General features: G+C 60.2%; 17 protein-coding genes. 13 read left to right on the top strand and 4 right to left on the bottom strand.

Features of this window, described 5'->3' with window-relative positions:
- Positions 1-158 precede the first annotated feature (158 nt).
- The 6 genes from topA to rpmG all read left to right on the top strand — a co-directional run bounded on the left by topA (position 159) and on the right by rpmG (position 7,449).
- Positions 159-2,831 (top strand): type I DNA topoisomerase, encoded by a 2,673-nt coding sequence (gene topA / locus CCGE531_RS07560; RefSeq protein WP_120666594.1) that lies wholly within the window; start codon positions 159-161, stop codon positions 2,829-2,831.
- Complete coding sequence (gene rnr, locus CCGE531_RS07555) at positions 2,828-5,206, top strand: ribonuclease R (RefSeq protein ID WP_120663631.1); 2,379 nt, start codon at positions 2,828-2,830, stop codon at positions 5,204-5,206. The genes topA and rnr overlap by 4 nt, the downstream gene beginning before the upstream one ends.
- A 32-nt stretch (positions 5,207-5,238) precedes the next feature.
- Positions 5,239-5,694, top strand: a complete 456-nt coding sequence (locus CCGE531_RS07550) for a DUF983 domain-containing protein (RefSeq protein ID WP_120663630.1) — start codon at positions 5,239-5,241, stop codon at positions 5,692-5,694.
- Positions 5,691-6,008 (top strand): hypothetical protein, encoded by a 318-nt coding sequence (locus CCGE531_RS07545; RefSeq protein WP_162943860.1) that lies wholly within the window; start codon positions 5,691-5,693, stop codon positions 6,006-6,008. The genes CCGE531_RS07550 and CCGE531_RS07545 overlap by 4 nt, the downstream gene beginning before the upstream one ends.
- Positions 6,001-7,185 (top strand): MFS transporter, encoded by a 1,185-nt coding sequence (locus tag CCGE531_RS07540; RefSeq protein WP_120663628.1) that lies wholly within the window; start codon positions 6,001-6,003, stop codon positions 7,183-7,185. Before CCGE531_RS07545 ends, CCGE531_RS07540 begins: the two co-directional genes overlap by 8 nt.
- A 96-nt stretch (positions 7,186-7,281) precedes the next feature.
- Positions 7,282-7,449, top strand: coding sequence for a 50S ribosomal protein L33 (gene rpmG, locus CCGE531_RS07535; RefSeq protein WP_003547442.1), 168 nt, complete (start codon positions 7,282-7,284; stop codon positions 7,447-7,449).
- An 812-nt stretch (positions 7,450-8,261) separates the two neighbouring features.
- Here the strand turns inward: rpmG and CCGE531_RS07530 are convergent.
- Together CCGE531_RS07530 and CCGE531_RS07525 are read right to left on the bottom strand one after the other, a co-directional pair.
- Positions 8,262-9,635 (bottom strand): PleD family two-component system response regulator, encoded by a 1,374-nt coding sequence (locus CCGE531_RS07530; protein WP_120663627.1) that lies wholly within the window; start codon positions 9,633-9,635, stop codon positions 8,262-8,264.
- 16 nt (positions 9,636-9,651) lie between these two features.
- Positions 9,652-10,023 (bottom strand): response regulator, encoded by a 372-nt coding sequence (locus CCGE531_RS07525; protein ID WP_028754034.1) that lies wholly within the window; start codon positions 10,021-10,023, stop codon positions 9,652-9,654.
- A gap of 131 nt (positions 10,024-10,154) precedes the next feature.
- Here CCGE531_RS07525 and CCGE531_RS07520 point away from each other — a divergent pair, with 131 nt between their 5' ends.
- On the top strand, positions 10,155-10,463 hold the full coding sequence (locus tag CCGE531_RS07520) for a DUF3572 domain-containing protein (RefSeq protein ID WP_120663626.1): 309 nt from the start codon (positions 10,155-10,157) through the stop codon (positions 10,461-10,463).
- 2 nt (positions 10,464-10,465) lie between these two features.
- Positions 10,466-11,113: a hypothetical protein gene (locus CCGE531_RS07515; RefSeq protein WP_120663625.1), complete on the top strand. Its 648-nt coding sequence runs from the start codon at positions 10,466-10,468 to the stop codon at positions 11,111-11,113.
- A gap of 30 nt (positions 11,114-11,143) precedes the next feature.
- Here the strand turns inward: CCGE531_RS07515 and CCGE531_RS07510 are convergent, their stop codons facing one another.
- A complete protein-coding gene (locus CCGE531_RS07510) occupies positions 11,144-11,695 on the bottom strand; it encodes a GNAT family N-acetyltransferase (RefSeq protein ID WP_120663624.1) in 552 nt (183 codons plus the stop codon).
- A 110-nt stretch (positions 11,696-11,805) separates the two neighbouring features.
- Between CCGE531_RS07510 and CCGE531_RS07505 the strand changes: the two genes are divergently transcribed.
- The 3 genes from CCGE531_RS07505 to CCGE531_RS07495 all read left to right on the top strand — a co-directional run bounded on the left by CCGE531_RS07505 (position 11,806) and on the right by CCGE531_RS07495 (position 15,791).
- Positions 11,806-13,095, top strand: coding sequence for a DNA polymerase IV (locus CCGE531_RS07505; RefSeq protein WP_120663623.1), 1,290 nt, complete (start codon positions 11,806-11,808; stop codon positions 13,093-13,095).
- 190 nt (positions 13,096-13,285) lie between these two features.
- Positions 13,286-14,326: a GH25 family lysozyme gene (locus CCGE531_RS07500; protein ID WP_120663622.1), complete on the top strand. Its 1,041-nt coding sequence runs from the start codon at positions 13,286-13,288 to the stop codon at positions 14,324-14,326.
- 193 nt (positions 14,327-14,519) lie between these two features.
- Complete coding sequence (locus CCGE531_RS07495; protein WP_120663621.1) at positions 14,520-15,791, top strand: L,D-transpeptidase family protein; 1,272 nt, start codon at positions 14,520-14,522, stop codon at positions 15,789-15,791.
- Positions 15,792-15,812: 21 nt separating this feature from the next.
- Here the strand turns inward: CCGE531_RS07495 and dnaE are convergent, their stop codons facing one another.
- Positions 15,813-19,307 carry a DNA polymerase III subunit alpha gene (gene dnaE, locus CCGE531_RS07490; protein ID WP_120663620.1) on the bottom strand — a complete coding sequence of 1,165 codons (3,495 nt, stop codon included), beginning with the start codon at positions 19,305-19,307 and terminating at the stop codon, positions 15,813-15,815.
- 356 nt (positions 19,308-19,663) lie between these two features.
- Between dnaE and CCGE531_RS07485 the strand changes: the two genes are divergently transcribed.
- Positions 19,664-20,257, top strand: a complete 594-nt coding sequence (locus tag CCGE531_RS07485) for a hypothetical protein (RefSeq protein WP_120663619.1) — start codon at positions 19,664-19,666, stop codon at positions 20,255-20,257.
- A 79-nt stretch (positions 20,258-20,336) separates the two neighbouring features.
- Positions 20,337-20,804, top strand: coding sequence for a DUF5680 domain-containing protein (locus CCGE531_RS07480; RefSeq protein ID WP_120663618.1), 468 nt, complete (start codon positions 20,337-20,339; stop codon positions 20,802-20,804).
- Positions 20,805-20,809: the final 5 nt, after the last annotated feature.

The raw sequence follows: 20,809 nt of genomic DNA, 5'->3' as shown, positions 1-20,809 counted from the left end.
CCAATTCTAAGCATCGCATCGCCGCGCCAAGCGCAAAAATCGCCTTCGCCTCTTGACCGCGACGAATTCCCTGTCCATGTCGGAAGGCCGGGAAGCCGGAAAAACCCGGTATCTCCCGCGCCTTATATCGGCGCGACCTCTTATTCAGAGACTTGATGATGAACGTTGTAGTGGTGGAATCGCCTGCCAAGGCCAAGACAATCAATAAATATCTGGGACCCGGATATAAGGTTCTTGCTTCCTTCGGCCATGTGCGTGACCTGCCCGCGAAAGACGGTTCGGTGCTGCCGGATCAAGATTTCGAAATGCTGTGGGAAGTCGATGGCGCTTCGCAAAAGCGCATGAAGGACATCGCCGATGCGGTGAAATCCTCCGACAGCCTGTTTCTCGCGACCGACCCGGATCGCGAGGGCGAAGCCATTTCCTGGCATGTGCTCGACCTGTTGAACAAGAAGCGCGTCATCAACGGCAAGCCGGTGAAGCGCGTGGTCTTCAACGCCATCACCAAGAAGGCCGTGCTCGACGCCATGGCCGATCCGCGCGACATCGACGTGCCGCTGGTCGACGCCTATCTCGCCCGCCGCGCGCTCGACTATCTCGTCGGCTTCAACCTGTCGCCGGTCCTGTGGCGCAAGCTGCCGGGCGCCCGTTCGGCCGGCCGCGTGCAATCCGTCGCACTTCGCCTCGTCTGCGATCGCGAGTCCGAGATCGAACGCTTCATCTCGGAAGAATACTGGAACCTGTCGGCCATCCTGAAGACGCCGCGCGGCGACGAATTCGAAGCCCGCCTGGTCAACGCGGACGGCAAGCGCCTGCAGCCGCGTTCGATCGGCAACGGCGAAGAGGCCGGCAAGCTGAAGGCATTGCTGGAAGGCGCTGCCTATGTCGTCGACAGCGTCGAGGCAAAGCCGGTCAAGCGCAATCCAAGCCCGCCTTTCACCACCTCCACGCTGCAGCAGGCCGCCTCCTCCAAGCTCGGCTTCTCCGCTTCGCGTACCATGCAGGTGGCGCAGAAGCTCTATGAGGGCGTCGACATCGGCGGCGAGACGGTCGGTCTCATTACCTATATGCGTACGGACGGCGTGCAGATGGCGCCGGAAGCGATCGAAGCGGCACGGACCGCCATCGCCGACCAGTTCGGCAACCGTTATCTGCCGGAGAAGGCACGCTTTTATTCGACCAAGGCGAAGAATGCCCAGGAAGCGCACGAAGCGATCCGCCCGACCGATTTCGATCGCGTACCGGATCGCGTCCGCAAATTCCTCGATGCCGACCAGCTGAGGCTCTACGACCTGATCTGGAAGCGCGGTATCGCCAGCCAGATGGCCTCCGCCGAGATCGAGCGCACCACGGTCGAGATCCTGGCCGACAATGCCGGCCAGAAGGCCGGCCTGCGCGCCGTCGGCTCCGTCATCCGTTTCGACGGCTTCATTGCCGCCTATACCGACCAGAAGGAAGATGGCGAGCAGAGCGACGATGCCGACGACGAGGATGGCCGCCTGCCGGAGATCAATGCGCGCGAGAATCTCGCCAAACAGAAAATCAATTCGACCCAGCACTTCACCGAACCGCCACCGCGCTATTCGGAAGCGTCGCTGATCAAGAAGATGGAAGAGCTAGGCATCGGCCGGCCGTCGACCTATGCGGCGACGCTCGCGACGCTGCGCGACCGCGATTACGTGACCATCGACAAGCGCAAGCTGCTGCCGCAGGCCAAGGGTCGGCTGGTGACGGCCTTCCTCGAAAGCTTCTTCACCAAATATGTGGAATATGATTTCACGGCCGATTTGGAAGAGAAGCTCGACCGCATTTCGGCCGGCGAGCTGAACTGGAAGGACGTGCTGCGCGACTTCTGGCGCGACTTCTTTGCCCAGATCGAAGACACCAAGGAACTGCGCGTCACCAACGTCCTCGACGCCTTGAACGAGACGCTCGCCCCGCTTGTCTTCCCGAAGCGCGAAGACGGCAGCGACCCGCGCATCTGCCAGGTGTGCGGCACGGGCAACCTCTCGCTGAAGCTCGGCAAGTACGGCGCCTTCGTCGGCTGCTCGAACTATCCGGAATGCAATTATACCCGCCAGCTTTCGTCGGAAGGCGGCGCGGAAGCCGAATCCAACGGATTGAACGAGCCGAAGGCGCTCGGCACCGATCCGGTGACCGGCGAAGAACTGACGCTGCGTTCGGGCCGCTTCGGACCCTATATCCAGCGGGGCGACGGCAAGGACGCCAAGCGCGCATCGCTGCCGAAGGGCTGGAAGCCCGAGGATATCGACTATGAAAAGGCGATGGCGCTGATCTCGCTGCCACGCGATATCGGCAAGCACCCCGAAACCGGCAAGATGATTTCTTCCGGCATCGGCCGCTACGGCCCCTTCCTTCTGCATGACGGCGGCTACGCCAACCTGGAAACTGTCGAAGATGTCTTCACCGTCGGCCTGAACCGCGCCGTGACGCTGATTGCCGAAAAGCAGAGCAAGGCGGGTGGTGGGGCACGCGGTGGCACGCCGGCGGCGCTGAAGGATCTCGGCGCCCATCCGGATGGCGGCGGCTCGATCACCGTTCGTGATGGAAAGTACGGCCCTTATGTCAATTGGGGCAAGGTCAATGCGACGCTGCCGAAGGGCACGGATCCGCAGGCGATCACGGTCGAGGAAGCCCTGGTTCTGATCGCGGCGAAGGCCGGCAAGAGCGGCAGCACCGGCAAGAAGGCGCCCGCCAGGGCAAAGACCGCGGCGGCCGGCGCAAAAGCGACGAAAACGACCGCCAAGCCGAAGGCTGCTGCAAAGAAGCCCGCGGCCAAGACGGCAGCGAAAAAGAAGAGTGCAGAGTGAGCAGAGAACCGCGCGGCAGGAATCCATCGTCGGAACGGCGTTCCGGCAAACCCGGCCGCGCCGGTAAGGCAGGCGGTGACGCGGAGCCGATGATGGCAATCATTCACGGCACCTTGCCGCCGCGTGAGGTCATCCTGCGCTTCATCGCCGATCATCCCGAGCAGGCTTCCAAGCGCGAACTGGCCAAAGCTTTCGGCCTGAAGGGCGAGAGCCGCGTCGCGCTGAAAGACCTCCTGCGCGAACTCGAAGAAGAAGGCATGGTGCAGAAGAGCCGCAAGTCGCTCATCCGCCCCGGCGCGCTGCCGCCGATCGCCGTTCTCGACATCACCACGCGCGACAAGGACGGGGAACTGATCGGCCGCCCCGCCGAATGGAACGAAGAAAACGGCGTTGCGCCCGCCGTGATGATCAAGCAATCCTCCTCGCCGGCCGGCCGCAACGGCAAGGGCAAGGCGCCGGTCGCCGGCATGGGCGATCGCATCCTCGCAAAGATTTTCTCGGCAGTGGATCGCGGCGGCCCGGCCTATACGGCTCGCATCATCAAAGTGCTCGACAAGCGGAAGGGTGCCTCCATGGGCGTGTTCCGCGAAACGCCCGGCGGCGGCGGCCGGCTGATGCCGATCGAGCGTCGCGGCGAGGAGATGGTCATCGATCCGGACTATACCGGCGACGCCAAGGACGGCGATCTTGTCGAGGTGGAAATTGCCCGCCTCGGCCGCTTCGGCCTGCCGCGCGCCAAGGTGCTATCGGTCGTCGGCTCGGTCGCCTCGGAAAAGGCGATCTCGATGATCGCCATCCATGCGCATGGAATCCCGCACGTCTTCCCCGTCGCCGTGACCGCCGAAGCCGATGCCGCCAAGGCAGCGACTATGTCGCATCGCGAGGATTGGCGCAGCCTGCCGCTGATCACCATCGATCCGGCCGATGCCAAGGACCATGACGACGCCGTCTATGCCGAAATGGACCCTTCGCCCGACAATCCGGACGGCGTGATCGTTACCGTCGCCATCGCCGACGTCTCCTGGTACGTGCGGCCAAACTCTCCGCTCGACCGCGAAGCGCTGAAGCGCGGCAATTCGGTCTATTTCCCCGATCGCGTCGTGCCGATGTTGCCCGAGCGCATCTCCAACGATCTCTGCTCGCTGAAGGAAGGCGTCGATCGCCCTGCCCTCGCAGTGCGGATGATTTTCTCCAGGGAAGGCCGCAAGGCGGGCCACACCTTCCATCGCATCATGATGAAGAGTGCGGCCAAGCTTTCCTACCAGCAGGCGCAGGCGGCGATCGACGGCCAGCCCGACGACAAGACCGGACCGATGCTGGAGCCCATGCTCAAGCCGCTCTGGCACGCCTACGACATTCTGAAGAGGGGCCGTGACCGTCGCCAGCCGCTCGAGCTCGACATGCCCGAGCGCAAGATCCTGCTGAAGCCTGATGGTACGGTCGATCGCGTCGTCGTGCCGCCGCGCCTCGATGCGCACAAGCTCATCGAAGAGATGATGATCCAGGCAAACGTCGCCGCCGCCGAAACGCTGGAGAAGAGGAAGCAGGCGCTCGTCTACCGCATCCATGACGGCCCGACGCTCGCCAAGCAGGAAGTGCTCCGCGAATTCCTGGCGACACTCGACATATCGCTGCCCAAGGGCGGCAACGTTCGGGCCAACAGCTTCAACGGCATCCTGGCGAAAGCCGAGGGCACGCCGCATCAGACCATGGTCAACGAGATGGTGCTGCGCTCGCAGAGCCAGGCGATCTACAGCCCCGACAACATCGGGCACTTCGGCCTGAACCTGATGAAATACGCCCACTTTACCTCGCCGATCCGCCGCTACGCCGATCTGATCGTGCATCGCGGACTCGTCGGCTCGCTCGGCCTCGGCGAAGGCGGGATCACACCGGACGAAGAGGCAACGCTGGACGATATCGCCGCCGAAATCTCGACCTTCGAGCGCCGCGCCATGGCTGCCGAGCGTGAGACGGTCGACCGGCTCATTGCCCATCATCTGGCTGGCAAGGTCGGTGCGGAATTCGAGGCGCGCGTCGGCGGTGTCACCAAGTCGGGACTTTTTGTCACCCTGCCGGACTATGGCGCCGACGGTTTCATCCCCATATCCACGCTCGGCTCCGATTATTTCATCTATGATGAGGCGCACCAGGCGCTGACGGGCGAAAGAACGGGGCTCGGCTATCGTCTCGGCGATGACGTCAGCGTAAAGCTCGTCGAGGCCGTGCCGCTTGCCGGGGCTCTGCGCTTCGAAATGCTGAGCGAAGGCAGGCCGATGCCGACCGCGGTGCGTTCCTTCCACAAGGCGACCCGCCGCAACAAGAACCAGGCCCGCAAGGCGCCGGGCACAAGACCGCCGCGCGGACGCAGGTAAAAGACGGCTGCCGGCAGGAAGGAAACGCATTCATGACGGGCAGCCCATCCGACCCTCCCACCCGCTTCGGTGGCTCCGATGAAAGCGAGCGTCCGCTTGGACGATCGATTTCCCGCGGCATGCTGAACCGCTGCCCGCGCTGCGGCACCGGCAGGCTTTTCCGCGCCTTCCTGAAACCGGTCGATCATTGCGCCGTGTGCGGCGAGGAAATCTTTCACCAGCGCGCCGACGATCTGCCGCCCTATCTAGTGATCCTGGTTCTCGGCCACGTCGTCGTCGGCGGCTACATGCTGATGGACATGACGTTCAAATTGCCGCTCTGGGCACATTTCGCCATATGGGTGCCTATCACCGTCATCACAGCGCTTGCCGTCATTCAACCGATCAAGGGCGGCGTCATCGGGCTGCAATGGGCGCTCCGGATGCATGGATTCGGCGGACATGACGACAGTCCGGAAGAATGGGATGAAGGGAACGGCCGGTCGTGACAATGCATGTCCGCCTGCGCAGCCGGCCCGGACGAAGGGCCGAGGTTGTCTCATACCATTGCACTCTTCTATCGGGAATCACGATCGATTCGCCTCATATTCGCGATTTGCGCGAGCTGGTTCATCAGCAACAGCTTGACATCAGCAATATTTCTTGTCTGAACATGCCGCGCGTCAAGGGGACTATTTCGGAGGGTTTGACCGATCTCATGAAAGCCGACCCGTCACCTGAATTTGGCCGAGCCGTGGCTTTCTATGTTGCGCATCCGGATCGATTCGCCTGCCTCATGCTCCAGGAATTAGTTTATGCTTGAACCGACGAACGACAAGGCCGGCCATGTCGAAGAAATTCACTGGCCTTCGCTCGTCGCAGCCATTGCCTCCGTGTCCGCCGTCGGCATCGCCATCGGGCTGGGCCTGCCGCTTCTCAGCATCATTCTCGAAAAGCGCGGCATTCCCTCGAGCCTGATCGGGCTCAATACGGCGATGATGGGAATAGCCTCGATGCTGGCCGCGGTCATCACGACCAAGCTCGCGCATCGCTTCGGCGTCGTCCGGACGATGATCTGGGCGGTCATCCTCTCATCGCTGAGTTCACTCGGCTTCTATTACGCGGAAAACCTGCTGCTATGGTTTCCGCTGCGCATCCTTTTCCATGGTGGGACCACGACCCTCTTCATCCTATCGGAATTCTGGATCAACGCGGCCTCACCGCCCTCCAAGCGCGGCTTTGTGCTTGGCCTTTATTCCACGGTTTTCTCCCTCGGATTTGCGGCAGGCCCCCTGCTCTTCTCCGTGGTCGGCAGCGAGGGCCTGATGCCCTTCATCATCGGCGCCTGCATCATCCTGGCCGCCGCCATTCCGATCTTCATTGCGCGCAATGAGAGCCCGGTCGTCAACGAAAAGCCCGAACTGCATTTCGTCCGTTACATCTTCCTGGTGCCGACGGCGACGGCGGCGGTCTTCGTGTTCGGCGCGGTAACCGTCGGCGGAGGCTCGCTGTTCACCAGCTATGCGACGCGCCTCGGCTTCAACGAATCGCAGGCCGCATTGCTGCTGACCGTCATGGGCGTGGGCAATTTCGTCTTTCAGATCCCCCTCGGACTGCTGGCCGACCGCATGCGCGACAAGCGGCCGTTGCTCTCGATCATGGCCACCATCGGCCTGGTCGGCGCGCTGCTGCTGCCGTCATTGTCGTCGAACTGGATCATTCTTGCGGTCATTCTGCTCTTCTGGGGCGGCTGTGTTTCCGGCATGTATACCGTCGGCCTCAGCCATCTTGGCACGCGGCTGACCGGCGCGGATCTTGTTGCGGCCAACGCGGCCTTCGTATTCTGCTATGCCATCGGCATGGTTCTCGGACCGCCGACGATCGGCACGGCGATGGATTTGGTCAACCCCAGCGGCTTTGCCTGGGCTGTGGCCTTTTTCTTCGGCCTTTATGTCCTGCTTTCGGGGATACGATTGCTTTTCATGGGCAACAGAGGTTGACTTTTCGGGCGCGATTTGTATTTTCGCGCCAGAATTCGCCGTGGACCCCCGCACCGGCCGTCCACGGCGTTCATTTTTATTAAAGGCAGGACGACTATGGCCAAGGCTACCACTATCAAGATCAAGCTGCTGTCGACGGCCGACACTGGTTTCTTCTACGTCACGACGAAGAACAGCCGTACGATGACGGACAAGATGACCAAGACGAAATACGACCCGGTCGCGAAGAAGCACGTCGAGTTCAAGGAAACGAAGATCAAGTAATCTTCCTAAACCTCAGGTTACAAAAAGGCGCGACCTACGGGTTCGCGCCTTTTTGCTTTTACCGGCGATTTCCAAAGCATAATCTAAATTTGCCACATCATCCGCGCTGAAAAGCTGACGGCCCTGATGAAGAAGAAAAAACGCCGCCTTCGATGAACGAAGAGCGGCGTTTTTAAATTGGGGGCCGGCTAGCCTGCAAAACGGCACGAGGAACCGTTCTCTTTCTGCCTGCCAGCCGACCGACCCCACGACCCAGGAGATGCGGCGGACCTGAGCATCATGGGGTATCTTGGAAACCCTTGCGGGCTGTCTGTGTACTGGACTAAATTCGCGCGAAATCGAAAGGAAATCAACAAATTCTTAATGATAAAAAATACCTGCCTGCTCGGATGGTTAAAATTCATGACTTTGAGACAAAAGAATGTCCGATAGTTTTAACGATCCGAAATCAAGAAGGCTTAAGGAATAAAGATCTAATTCCTATGGTGATGGAAAAATCCGAATACATATATTCAAGAAAATCAGAATATATAAATTACTTTCAGTTAAACTCACGCCTATCGACTTGCATACAGTAGGGGAGTTTCAAACAATTCACAGCTATAGAATAAAATTAAGGCCAGATTTCAAGATTATTCCGAATGCGTATGTATTCGCGCCGACTTTAAATAAAAGTACGGGCCTTTTGTTGCAGCAATGCAGCGGCGATACGTCTCGGCGGAACAGAGAACAATTTTTTTTGACCACTGTTCAAAACTTGAAAAATACCCTCAATATCAGTAGGTGATCTCCGCTTTAACGATCCGCTACCGTCAAGCAGCCGAGGCGACCACCCTGTTGCGGCCCGCTCTTTTCGCTTCGTAAAGCGCAAGATCAGCCTGCTTCATCAATTGCTCCGGCGCCTCGATTGTGTCCAAACGAGACGAAATACCGAAGGATGCGGTGATGTTAAGAGCGACACCATTATCTCGCAATTTCACCGGCATATTTTCTACCGCAGCGCGCAGACGTTCGGCAACCGCAGCCGCGATATCGGCTGTTGTATCCGGCATGACGACAACGAATTCCTCGCCACCGTAACGGCAAGCTAGATCAGCACCACGCACCGTTGAGCGGATGCGCGCCGCGAACTCCTTCAACACCTCGTCGCCGGCGTCGTGACCATAGGTGTCGTTGACGGTCTTGAAACGATCTATGTCGGTGATCAGGACGGAAAGCGGCCGGCCCCGCGCCAGGGACCGATCGAAAAGCACCTTGAGGTGATTGTCCAGGTATCGCCTGTTGTGCAGGCCGGTGAGCGCGTCGGTGACGGCAAGTTCGATGGTCTGCTGCACGCTGGCACGCAACCGGTCGTTATAGCGCTTGCGCCGTATCTGAGTGAGGCAGCGGGCGACGAGTTCGTTCGGATCGATGGGGCGGACGATATAGTCGTTGACGCCGAGGTCCAGCGCACGGACGGTCATCTCGTCCGCGCCTTGTTCCGTTACCAGCAGCACCGGCAGGAAGCGCGTGCGCTCCAGCGAGCGAAGCTGCGAGCAAAGCCGCAGCGGATCGTAGTCTTCGAAATTCGAATTCACGATGACAAGTTCGAAAGGCCGCTCGGCCGCCTCGAACAAGGCGGCCTGCGGATCGGACATCGCGATAACCTGGGCGATCGGCTTGAGCGTACGGATGATACGCTCCTGCGAATTGGCACGACCATCGACCAGAAGCACCTGTCCTGCTTCGTCGGCGCGGCCATCACCGGCCCGAAACAGATCGTCGATACCGAAATTGCGCGCGGTCTCGTTGCGCATATGCAGTTCGTCGCTCAGCGTCTTGAGGCGAAGAAGGCTCTTGACGCGGGAAATAAGCTGCAGGTCGTTGACCGGCTTCGTCAGGAAGTCGTCGGCACCGGCCTTCAAGCCGCGCACACGGTCGGCCGGCTGGTCGAGCGCGGTAACCATGACGACGGGTATATGCGCCGTGCGCGGATCCGATTTCAGGCGTTCGCACACTTCAAATCCGTCCATGCCGGGCATCATGATATCGAGAAGGATGAGATCGACCTGGGCGTTCGCACAAACGGCGAGCGCCTTCAAACCGTCTTCCGCCGTCAGCACTTCGAAGTATTCGGCAAGCAGCCGTGCTTCCAGAAGCTTTACGTTGGCCGGGACATCGTCGACTACCAGGATACGCGCGGTCATCAGTTCTTCCCCATCATCAGGCGTCGCCCAGATAGGTCTTGATGGTTTCAATGAATTTCGGCACCGAAATCGGCTTCGAGACATAGGCCTCGCATCCGCCCTGGCGAATACGCTCCTCATCGCCCTTCATGGCGAATGCCGTAACCGCGATTACGGGGATGACATGGAGATCATCGTCTTCCTTCAGCCATTTGGTGACTTCCAGGCCGGAAACCTCCGGAAGCTGGATATCCATGAGGATCAGGTCCGGACGATGCTTGCGGGCGAGATCGAGCGCTTCCATGCCGTTACGGGTCTGGATCGTCGTATAGCCGGAAGCCTCGATCAGATCGCGAAAGAGCTTCATATTGAGCTCATTGTCTTCTACAATCATTACCTGCTTAGGCATGGAAAGCTGTCCCTGCATCCGGTATTGCATTCATTCTCTCGAAATATAGGGTCGCGAGGAATCGATTCCAGAAATACTTGAATCGCAAACTACCGGCATTTGGTTGAAAAATAGGTAACTCACCCTTCAAAATGCAAAGTAACTTCAAGAACCCGAAGAAGAATGCGGCCGACCCGCAGGAGACCGCGATTGCCGTACTCGGCTGGCTGGCCAACGAATCGGATATGTTCGGCCGCTTCCTGGCGCTGACCGGCGTGGAGCCGGCACAGGTGCGCAACGCCATCAATGAGCCCGCCTTTCTCGCCGGCATGCTCGACTTCCTCATGAACCATGAACCGACATTGCTGGCCTTTTGCGAGGCGAGCGGCATTCCACCGGAGGCCGTCGCCGCCGCGTCGGCGCATTTTTCGCCACCCGGCCTTGCGTCTGGAGAATATTGACCATGGATGCCCCGGTCGAATTCGACGTATCGCATATCCGGCTGCGGGATCGGCCGCTGATCGTCTGCGATGTCGACGACGTCGTCTTGCATTTCTTTGCTCCTTTCCTGACCTTCATCGACGGCGAAGGCTACGAATTCCTGCCACGCTCTTTCCGGCTGACGGGCAACATCGTCTCCAAGAACAATGGCTCCGCACTGGAAGAAAGGGATGTTCACCGGCTGATCGAAGTCTTCTTCGAGGCCCAGGAACGATGGCAGACCCCCTTCGAGCGCGTTGTCGATACGCTTGGGGAATTCTCGAAAGACGCCGATATCGTCTTCCTCACGGCCATGCCGCCACAGTTCTGGGCCCAGAGGCGCCGCCTGCTCGACAGGCTCGATCTTGCCTATCCACTGCTCGCATCGTTGCAGCCGAAGGGGCCGATCGTGCGATCCTTGCATCGACAGCGCACCATGCCCATCGCCTTCGTCGACGACATGGCCCATAATCTGCATTCGGTCAGCGAACATGTTCCGGAATGCCTCCTGATCAACCTCAAACCGGACTCCGTCGTCCACCGCATGGCGCCAGCCGCCGCAACGGGAATCCCCGAAGCAAACGAATGGAGCCAGGCGGCACTATTGATCCAGGCCCATATCGTGCGCTGAGGCAATCCAACCCGATCTCAAAGCCCGATCTCAAAGGATGAGGCGCATCAGCGGCCGGCCATCCTTGCGCTTGGCAACCTCCGAAAATCCGGCTGCTTCGAATATGCGCTGCGAGCCCACATAAAGGCCGACGGATTTCGATTGCTTGGTACGCTCGATCGGACAGCCCTCCAGCAGCCGCGCACCGGATGCCTTGGCAAAGTTGACGGCCTCCGAGAGCATGCGATGGCTGTGTCCCTTGCCGCGATCGCGCGCATTCATGAAGAAGCAGCTGACGGCCCAGATCGAGCTGTCCTCCGCATCCGCCGGATCGAGTGGGCGCGATACGGTTTTAGCCGAATTCCATTGCGGCAACTCGGCGCGCGGGCCGACCTGCACCCAGGCGATCGGCTGCCCGTCGACATAGCCAAGAAGACCGGGAGGCGGCCCTGCCGCGACACGCTCCTGCATGAACCGCTTCTTGGCGGCCGCATCCATCGTCTTGCGTTGCGACGTCGGGACGCGAAAATGGGTACACCAGCATCCGTAGCAGGCGCCACTCGGCCCGAAAAGCACCTCGAAATCGTCCCAGCGACCGGGCATTAATGGTTGCACGCTTAAATTCTGCACGCCCTGCTCCCCGACAGTTTTCCAGCTTGAGACTCACAAGCTTAAAACATAAAGTAGCGATGTTCAATTTTTGTTCTCGTTCAATGACCAATGCGCCGGACAAGATCTCAGGTTTCTGTCGCGATTGCTTGAGCGAGCAATCGGCCGCACGAACGCGCTGTCGGAGCTGCGGCAGCCCTCGCCTCGTCTATCACCGCGAACTCTACGGATTGACGCTGGCGCATATCGACTGCGACGCCTTTTACGCCTCGATCGAAAAACGCGACAATCCGGAGCTGGCCGACAAACCTGTCATCATCGGCGGCGGCAAACGCGGCGTCGTCTCCACCGCCTGCTACATCGCCCGCATCCATGGGGTGCGCTCCGCCATGCCGATGTTCAAAGCGCTGGAAGCCTGCCCGAACGCCGTCGTCATCCGTCCGAACATGGAGAAATACGTCCGCGTCGGCCGGGAGGTTCGAGGGATGATGCAAGAGCTGACGCCGTTGGTGCAACCGCTTTCGATCGATGAGGCCTTTCTGGAGCTCGACGGCACGCAGCGGCTTCATCACGATCCGCCGGCACGCATTCTCGCCAAATTCGCCCGGAAAGTAGAACAGGAAATCGGCATCACCATCTCGGTCGGCCTTTCCTATTGCAAGTTCCTCGCCAAGGTCGCCTCCGACCTGCAGAAGCCACGCGGCTTCTCCGTCATCGGGCGCGAGGAGGCGTTCTCTTTCCTGGAGCCGCGCCCCGTCACCATCATCTGGGGCGTCGGCAAAGCTTTCGCGGCGACGCTCGAGAGCGACGGCATCCGCACCATCGGCCAATTGCAGGCCATGGAGGAAGGCGACCTCATGCGTCGCTACGGCGTCATCGGGCAGCGGCTTTTCCGTCTCGCCCGCGGCATCGACGATCGCACCGTGCATCCGAACGAAGCGGCAAAGAGCGTGTCTTCCGAAACGACTTTCTTCGAAGACATTTCACGCCATGACGATCTCGTGGCGATCCTGCGCGATCTCTCGGAGAAGGTTTCGCGGCGCCTGAAACGCAGCGGCACTGCCGGGCAGACGGTGGTGCTCAAGCTGAAGACCGCCGACTTCAAGATCCGCACGCGCAACCGCCGCCTGGAAGATCCGACCCAGCTTGCAGACCGGATCTTCCGCACCGGCCTGCGCCTGCTCGAACACGAGACTGACGGCACGAAGTTCCGCCTCATCGGCATTGGCGTCACCGATCTTGGCGACGCGGAGCGCGCGGACCCGCCCGATCTTATCGACATACAGGCGACGCGGCGCGCCGCCGTGGAAGCTGCCATGGACAAGCTCAAAGAAAAATTCGGCAACAAGACGGTCGAGACCGGTTACACATTCGGCGACAAGCGTCATAAATAACAATGACTTAAAATTAAATCACCGATCGGTGACATAAAAATACGCAGCTGATAATCACGTCACGCGCGTGATTCTTTGTGACGGAAAGCTCGGATTCAAACTTTTTTGGTAAATTTCCATTAGGACTTGGATTCTGTAACTTCCGAACGGCGCGGATCCGCCGTCGATTGTGTTTTGCGTACGGGTTCCTATGCGTCTATCGGCTGTATCCACCATTCTTTTCGCCTGCCTGACGATCTCAGGCTGCGCCGCCCGAGGTGAGCGCGAAGCCGCGCAAGCCAGCCCGCCTTCGAAGGAAATGACCAGCTCCATCGCAAAGAGCAGCCGGCCGGTGCCATCGGTCGAAATCGGGGAAACGGTCTCGCGGGTCGAGCGCCAGCAGGCCCTGGCAGCCGCAATGCCGGCGGATGTCCGGCCGGAAGCATTTCTGCCCTCCGAACAAGGCGGCGACGACACTCCCGTACCGCTGCAGCGGCCGCTCGCCATGCTGGCGCCGTCGAATCCCATGCCTCGCGCCATGCGGCAGCAGCCGATGCAGATCTATAGCCACCGCTTCCGCGATGCCAAGCCGATCAACTTCGGCTCGACCACCTCGCCCCGGAAACTCGCCGTGCATGGCGTCGACGTCTCGCGCTGGCAGGGCGAGATCGACTGGGATACGCTGCGCACCCAGGGTGCGAACTTCGTCTACATCAAGGCGACGGACGGGGGCGATCATCTCGATCCGATGTTCAGGAAGAACTGGCGGGCCGCCCAACAGGCCGGCCTGAAGCATGGCGCCTATCACTTCTTCTATTGGTGCCGGACTGCCGGGGAGCAGGCCGATTGGTTCATCCGCAACGTGCCGAAGGAAGCCGGGGCGTTGCCACCCGTCATCGACGTGGAATGGAACGGCGAGTCGAGCTGCAAGCGCCGGCCTTCACGCGAGCAGGTGCTTGCCAAGATGCAGGTCTTCATGGACAAGCTGGAGAGGCATTACGGCCAGCGTCCGATCGTCTATACCGCGCCGGACTTCTATCGCGACAATCTCAGCGGCGAACTACTTGACTATCCCTTCTGGCTGCGCGCCGTGGCCCAACATCCGTCCAAGGTCTATCCGGGCCGGAAATGGCTGTTCTGGCAATATTCCGGCTCCGGCGTCTCCCACGGCGTCGACGGCAAGATCGACCTCAACGCCTTTCATGGCAACGAGCAGGACTGGCACAACTGGGTGGCCTCCAGCGTTCGCTGACCTTTCAAAGTCCGACCATTCAGCCCATCACCGAAGCTGAGTTTGACCACTCAGTTCCGGTGATTCTGTATTTCGCCGCAACAAGGCAGCCCCAGGCTTCACTGGAGCGACGGCCCACCGCTTTCGGCAAGCCTTCCTTAAACTTCGAAGTCTACCTTGGCGGCACGAGTATTGCGTTTTGGTTTGTGTCTATATGAAACCGTTTTTGTTGCTTGGGCTCGGGCTGTTGTCGGCCACCGCCCTATCACATCCTTCTCTTGCCGCGCCGGATGGCCGCACGCTGCAGATCGTGGTGTCGAAGGACAGGCAATCGCTTGCCGTCTTTGATGGCGACCAGGTGATCGCGACCTCGAAGGTTTCGACCGGCAAGCGTGGACATACGACACCGAGCGGCATCTTCTCCATTCTGGAAAAGAAGGTCTATCACGAATCAAACCTCTATTCGGCCGCGCCCATGCCCTTCATGCAAAGGCTGACCTGGTCAGGCATCGCGCTGCACGAATCCAATTCGGTTCCGAACTATCCGGCTTCCCACGGCTGCGTGCGCATGCCGAAGGCTTTCGCCAAGATGCTCTACCAGATGACCGAGCGCGGCGTGCATGTCGTCATCGCCAATCAGCCACTGGTGCCGCAGCCTTTCGAGAGCGCAATGCTGTTCCAGCCGCAGGCAGCACCTCCACCGGCGCTGTTTTCCGGTATCGAACTGCGCCCGATGACCGCGAGCTTTCTGCCGCACGGGCAATCCCTGCAGGTCGCGACGAACGATGTGACCTCGATCCGGATCCCGAAGGCACAGGAAACCGTTACGCCGCCTGCCGATCCGGCGCCGCTCAGCATCCTTATCACCCGGCGCGGATTGCGCGAAAATGTGCGCGACCTCCAGGGCATCCTGAACGGAATGGGCTTCACCACCGGAACGCCCGACGGCATGCTCGGGCCGGCAACGGTGCAAGCGATCGAAGATTTCAAGAAGGCGCATGATATCACGGCGACGGGCAGCCTCGTCAGCCCCTCGCTGATGAAGGCTGTTTATGCCGCCGCCGGCAAGGGCGAGCCGCCGAACGGCGCGATCATGGTCCGCCAGAAGTTCAAGCCGCTCTTCGAAGGCCCCGCCATCATCGCCGAGCCGCAAGAGGCGCTCGGCGTGCATTTCTTCACCGCCAACGCGATCGACCGGATCAGCGGCAAGGCCGACTGGTTCGGCATGACGCTCGAAGAAGATCTCAGCAAGCAGGCAAGGAAGCGGTACGGCATCACTAGCGAAGAGCAATCGCAATCGCTCGATGCCGCCGGACAGGCGCTTGGCCGCATCACCATTCCCGACGATGTCCGCCACCGCATCGAGGATCTGCTGACGGCCGGTTCTTCGCTGACGATTTCCGACACCGGCGTTGGCCCTGAAACCGGCAACGAGACCGATTTCATCACCATCACCAACAATGGCGCGCTCGGAAAGAAGGGCTAGAACGCTTCTCCGGGAGTCGCTTTAGACCAGCTCCACGTCGATCACGCCCGGCGCCGTGCGCAGCGCAGCGGCAATCTCCGGCGTGATGCGATATTTATCCGGCAGCGCCACCTCGACCTCGCGCAACCCTTCCTCCTTGATGACGATGAAGGAGACGAGGCCGTCGCCCCTGGCGTTCAGATGCGCGGCAACGGCCTTCAGCGGCCCGGAATCTCGGACATAGACGCGCAGCGCCTTCTGCATCTGCAGCGACTTCTCCTCCAGCGACTGCGCCGTTTGCAGCCGCAGGCTGATGCCTTCCGGACGCTCATCCGCCTGCGCGGTGATGACGAAGGATTTACCGACTTCCAGCACATCGCGATACTGGTTGAGCGTCTCGGAGAAGAGCACGGCTTCGAACTGGCCCGACGCATCCGAGAAGACGAAGATACCCATCTTGTTGCCGGTGCGCGTCTTGCGCTCCTGCTTCGAGATCACCGTGCCGGCCAAACGCCCGTTGCTGGCGCCCTGCTTCACCGCGGCTGAGAAATCGGCGAAGGGCTGCACCCGCATCTTGTCGAGCACGCTCTTGTAGGTATCGAGCGGATGCGCCGTCAGGTAGAAGCCGAGTACCTGGAATTCGCGAAGCAGCCGCTCCGAAGCGAGCCAGGGCGTGTAGGCCGGGAACACGATCTTTTCCGGGCCTGACGCAGCACTTCCGAACATGTCATGCTGGCCGCTGCGCTTGTTTTCCTGCGCCACCTGGGCATAGCCCATGACGCGGTCCAGGCCGGCGATCAGCTGCGCGCGATCGATCTCGAAGCAGTCGAAGGCGCCGGCGCAGATCAGGCTTTCCAGAACGCGGCGGTTGATCTGCTTGGGATCGATACGAAGGCAAAAATCCTCGATGCCGGCAAAGGGCTGATCGCCACGCACTTCGACGATATGATCAACGGCGGATTCACCCACACCCTTGATCGCGGCCAGCGCATAATAGATGCGGTTGTCGCCCGTCTCGAAATGGCGGAACGAAGTCTGCACCGAGGGCGCGATGACCTCGATGCCCAGGCGCTTGGCATCCTGGCGGAAGTCGTTGACCTTTTCGGTATTGGACATATCGAGCGTCATTGACGCCGCCAGGAACTCCACCGGATAGTGCGCCTTCATATAGGCGGTCTGGTAGGAGACAATGGCATAGGCGGCGGCGTGCGACTTGTTGAAGCCGTAATTGGCGAATTTGGCGAGCAGATCGAAGATCACGTCGGCCTGCCCCTTCGACACGCCGTTCTCAATGGCGCCGTCGACGAAGCGCTCGCGCTGCTGGTCCATCTCCGCCTTAATCTTCTTACCCATGGCGCGGCGCAGAAGATCGGCTTCGCCGAGCGAATAGCCAGAGAGCACCTGGGCGACCTGCATCACCTGCTCCTGGTAGACGATGACGCCCTGCGTCTCCTTCAGAAGGTAATCGATCTTCGGGTGGATCGATTCGATCTCCTCCTCGCCATGCTTGCGGGCATTATAGACCGGGATGTTCTCCATCGGGCCGGGGCGATAGAGCGCAACCAGCGCGATGATGTCCTCGATGCAGTCCGGGCGCATGCCGATAAGGGCTTTGCGCATGCCCGCGCTTTCCACCTGGAACACGCCGACCGTCTCGCCGCGCGAAAGCATGTCATAGGTCGTCTTGTCGTCGAGCGGGATGCCGGCGAGATCGATCGAGATGCCGCGCTTGGCGACGAAATCGACCGCCGTCTTCAGGACGGTCAGGGTCTTGAGGCCAAGGAAGTCGAACTTCACGAGGCCGGCCTGCTCTACCCACTTCATGTTGAACTGCGTGACCGGCATGTCGGAGCGCGGGTCGCGATACATCGGGACCAGCTTCGAAAGCGGGCGGTCGCCGATGACGATGCCGGCGGCGTGCGTGGAGGCGTGGCGATAGAGGCCTTCGATCTTCTGGGCGATGTCGAGAAGCCGGGCAACGACCGGCTCCTTGTCCGCCTCCTCCTGCAGACGCGGTTCCTCCTCGATCGCCTTGCTGAGCGGGGTCGGGTTGGCGGGATTGTTCGGCACCAGCTTGCAGATCTTGTCGACCTGGCCATAGGGCATTTCGAGCACGCGGCCGACGTCGCGAAGGGCGGCGCGCGCCTGCAGCGAACCGAAGGTAATAATCTGCGCCACCTGCTCGCGGCCATATTTGGCTTGCACGTAGCGGATCACTTCTTCACGCCGGTCCTGGCAGAAGTCGATATCGAAGTCCGGCATCGAAACGCGTTCGGGATTGAGAAAGCGCTCGAAAAGCAGCGAGAAGCGCAGCGGATCGACGTCGGTGATGGTGAGCGCATAGGCGACCAGCGAGCCCGCGCCCGAGCCGCGGCCAGGGCCGACCGGGATATCATGCCGCTTGGCCCATTTGATGAAGTCGGCAACGATCAGGAAGTAGCCGGGGAATTTCATGCGCTCGATGACGCTGAGTTCGAATTCCAGCCGCTCGCGATATTCTTTCTCCTCGTAGCCCGGCGCCATGCCGAGCGAGGCGAGACGCTGGTCAAGCCCCTCGATAGCCTGGGCGCGCAACTCTGCCGTCTCGGCGCGTTCGGCCTCCTCCGCATCATCGGTGGCGCCGGTGAAACGCGGCAGGATCGGCTTGCGCGTATTCAGGATGAAGGAGCAGCGGCGGGCAATCTCGACCGTATTCTCCAGCGCCTCCGGCAGATTGGCGAAAAGTTTCGCCATGTCGGCACGGCTCTTCAGATAATGATCCGGCGTCAGGCGAAAACGCGTGTCGTCCGAGACGATGGCGTTATGAGCCACCGCCATCAGCGCGTCGTGGGCGTCGTAATCGTCACGCGTCGGGAAAAAGGCCTCGTTGGTCGCGACCAGCGGAATCTCATGCTCGTAAGCTAGCGCGATCATCTTCTGCTCGTGGCGGCGATCATAGGTGCCGTGGCGCTGCAATTCGAGATAGAGCCGATCGCCGAACAGCCGCTTCAGGGTCAGCAGGCGGGAGAGCGCCTGTGCCGCATGTCCCTCCTTCATTGCCATATCGACCGGGCCGGTCAGCGAGCCGGTCAACGCGATCATGCCCTCCGTGCCGATCTCCTCCAACCATGAGCTCGTGATGTGAATGGCGCCGTTGCTTTCGCCGCCGAGATAGGCGCGGCTGACCAGATCGACCAGGCGTTCATAGCCTTCTTCCGTGGCGGCAAGCAGCACGATGGACGGCAATTTGGCCAGCGCCTGTTGCGGCCCCCGCTTCTCGCTCTCGCCACCATCTTCCATGTCAATCGATACCTGACAGCCGATGATCGGCTGCAAACCCTCGTCCACCGCCTTCTGCGAGAATTCGAGGGCAACGAAAAGATTGTTGGTATCGGTAATCGCGATGGCCGGCTGGCTGTCGCTGGCAGCCTTGGCCAATATCTTCTTGAGCGGCAGTGCGCCCTCTAGCAGGGAATAAGCGGAATGAACCCTGAGGTGCACGAATTCCGGCATTTCGCCGGCCGGCGCCGCCGCGCCGCTGCCACCCATATCCGCCATCTCAAACCCTTCCGCATGCCCAAATGAATCGGCTGCATTTTCGACATTGCGGATCGTAAAGTCCAGAAGTTGCTCCCATCAAAAGCGGGAGCAGCATGTGCATACAGGGGATAAAACTCACATCGCCATCATGATGAGGGAAAAGCTGGCAACGAACATGACGATGGAGGTGAATGCTGCAACGTCTCGAATGATATCGGTCATTTACGCGCTCCTTACTCGTTATGTTTCTTTTTTGTTCCATTTTTGTTCCAGAGTCAATAGCAGCATCAATAAATTTCATCACGCGACTTTCTCGCTCTCCAATGGACGCCGGAACAGCCCGGCGCTATTGAGGTGCGAACAGGGAGATCACGATGAAATTACTTGCCTGCGCTCTCATTCTGCTTTCGCTTGCAACCACGGCCCGCGCCGAAGACGCCGGCGCGCCCGGCCGCATCATCGATGCCGCGATCGGCGACTGGAACAAGGACGGCAAACCGGATCTCGCCCTTCTGGTGGCGCCCGCCTCGGACGATCAGGCCGATAATCCGATCGGCATCCATATCTACCTGCGCGATGACGAACACTCCTTGCTGAAGCTCGCCGTAAGCGCTCCGAACAAAATATGGGGCAGCGTCGAGCCTGGTGGGATGGTCGGCCAGGAACCCTCGATTTCAGCCTTGCCGAACGGTTCTCTCGCGATCGCCTCGCAGAACGACGCCATCGGTCGTGATCGCTGGCAACAGACGCTGACGCTTGCCTATCGCAACAGCAACTTCGTGGTGGCCGGTTACACCTATGGTTCCCGCGATACACTCGAACCGGACAACAGTCACACCTGCGACTATAACGTATTGACCGGCAAGGTGACGAAGGACGGCAAGACGCTGAAGGCCGAAGCGAGGACCGTCAACATTCAGGATTGGCAGGACGATTTGGGCCAGAAAGCCTGCGAAAGCGGCCATTAATCCAGTTTGTTCTCTTTTTGTTCTTTACAACCAGCGCATTGAATGGCATCGTGCCCACTCATCAAAACTGGAGAGGGTCATGCCGGATCTTGCCGAGCTGAACGGTTTTATTGTCATCGCCAAGGCGGAGACCTATGTCGGCGATGGCGAGAGGCTGCCGTCCTGCCGCAGCGGGTCGCATGACATCGGCTACGCAAACGGCCGCTGGCGCTATCTCGACAGCTATTTCGGCGGCACGGATTTCGCCGGACAAGAACTGGTCTGGCATGACGACGAGCCAGTCTGGGCCATGAATTATTTCGGCCATATCATCGAGCCAGATCTGATCGACGGCACCCGCGCCGGCATGGTCATCAAGTCGGCGCTGCTGCGCCTCTATCTGGATGAAAAGCGCTTTCTCGGCGGCTTCGAGTTCGAGCACGCCTATGGTCGCTATATCGATCGCAGCACGGGCGATTGCCACCACTTCATCGGCCATGAGGCAATCATGGTCGGGGAGCGCAAGGCCTACGAACTGGATTATCGTGGTGGCCTGATCGTTTCGTAGCGAGC

Origin of the sequence: Rhizobium sp. CCGE531 (genome assembly GCF_003627795.1) — a bacterium.
In the GTDB taxonomy this organism is placed as follows: domain Bacteria; phylum Pseudomonadota; class Alphaproteobacteria; order Rhizobiales; family Rhizobiaceae; genus Rhizobium.
Note: the sequence above shows the minus strand (reverse complement) of the source record. Positions and strands in the feature narration are given on the sequence as shown.

Coding starts and splice junctions, on each gene's coding strand:
- topA (WP_120666594.1), top strand. CDS start 159: ATGAACGTTGTAGTGGTGGAATCGCCTGCCAAGGCCAAGACAATCAAT.
- CCGE531_RS07550 (WP_120663630.1), top strand. CDS start 5,239: ATGACGGGCAGCCCATCCGACCCTCCCACCCGCTTCGGTGGCTCCGAT.
- CCGE531_RS07540 (WP_120663628.1), top strand. CDS start 6,001: ATGCTTGAACCGACGAACGACAAGGCCGGCCATGTCGAAGAAATTCAC.
- rpmG (WP_003547442.1), top strand. CDS start 7,282: ATGGCCAAGGCTACCACTATCAAGATCAAGCTGCTGTCGACGGCCGAC.
- CCGE531_RS07530 (WP_120663627.1), bottom strand. CDS start 9,635: ATGACCGCGCGTATCCTGGTAGTCGACGATGTCCCGGCCAACGTAAAG.
- CCGE531_RS07525 (WP_028754034.1), bottom strand. CDS start 10,023: ATGCCTAAGCAGGTAATGATTGTAGAAGACAATGAGCTCAATATGAAG.
- CCGE531_RS07520 (WP_120663626.1), top strand. CDS start 10,155: ATGCAAAGTAACTTCAAGAACCCGAAGAAGAATGCGGCCGACCCGCAG.
- CCGE531_RS07515 (WP_120663625.1), top strand. CDS start 10,466: ATGGATGCCCCGGTCGAATTCGACGTATCGCATATCCGGCTGCGGGAT.
- CCGE531_RS07510 (WP_120663624.1), bottom strand. CDS start 11,695: ATGCCCGGTCGCTGGGACGATTTCGAGGTGCTTTTCGGGCCGAGTGGC.
- CCGE531_RS07505 (WP_120663623.1), top strand. CDS start 11,806: ATGACCAATGCGCCGGACAAGATCTCAGGTTTCTGTCGCGATTGCTTG.
- CCGE531_RS07500 (WP_120663622.1), top strand. CDS start 13,286: ATGCGTCTATCGGCTGTATCCACCATTCTTTTCGCCTGCCTGACGATC.
- CCGE531_RS07495 (WP_120663621.1), top strand. CDS start 14,520: ATGAAACCGTTTTTGTTGCTTGGGCTCGGGCTGTTGTCGGCCACCGCC.
- dnaE (WP_120663620.1), bottom strand. CDS start 19,307: ATGGCGGATATGGGTGGCAGCGGCGCGGCGGCGCCGGCCGGCGAAATG.
- CCGE531_RS07485 (WP_120663619.1), top strand. CDS start 19,664: ATGAAATTACTTGCCTGCGCTCTCATTCTGCTTTCGCTTGCAACCACG.
- CCGE531_RS07480 (WP_120663618.1), top strand. CDS start 20,337: ATGCCGGATCTTGCCGAGCTGAACGGTTTTATTGTCATCGCCAAGGCG.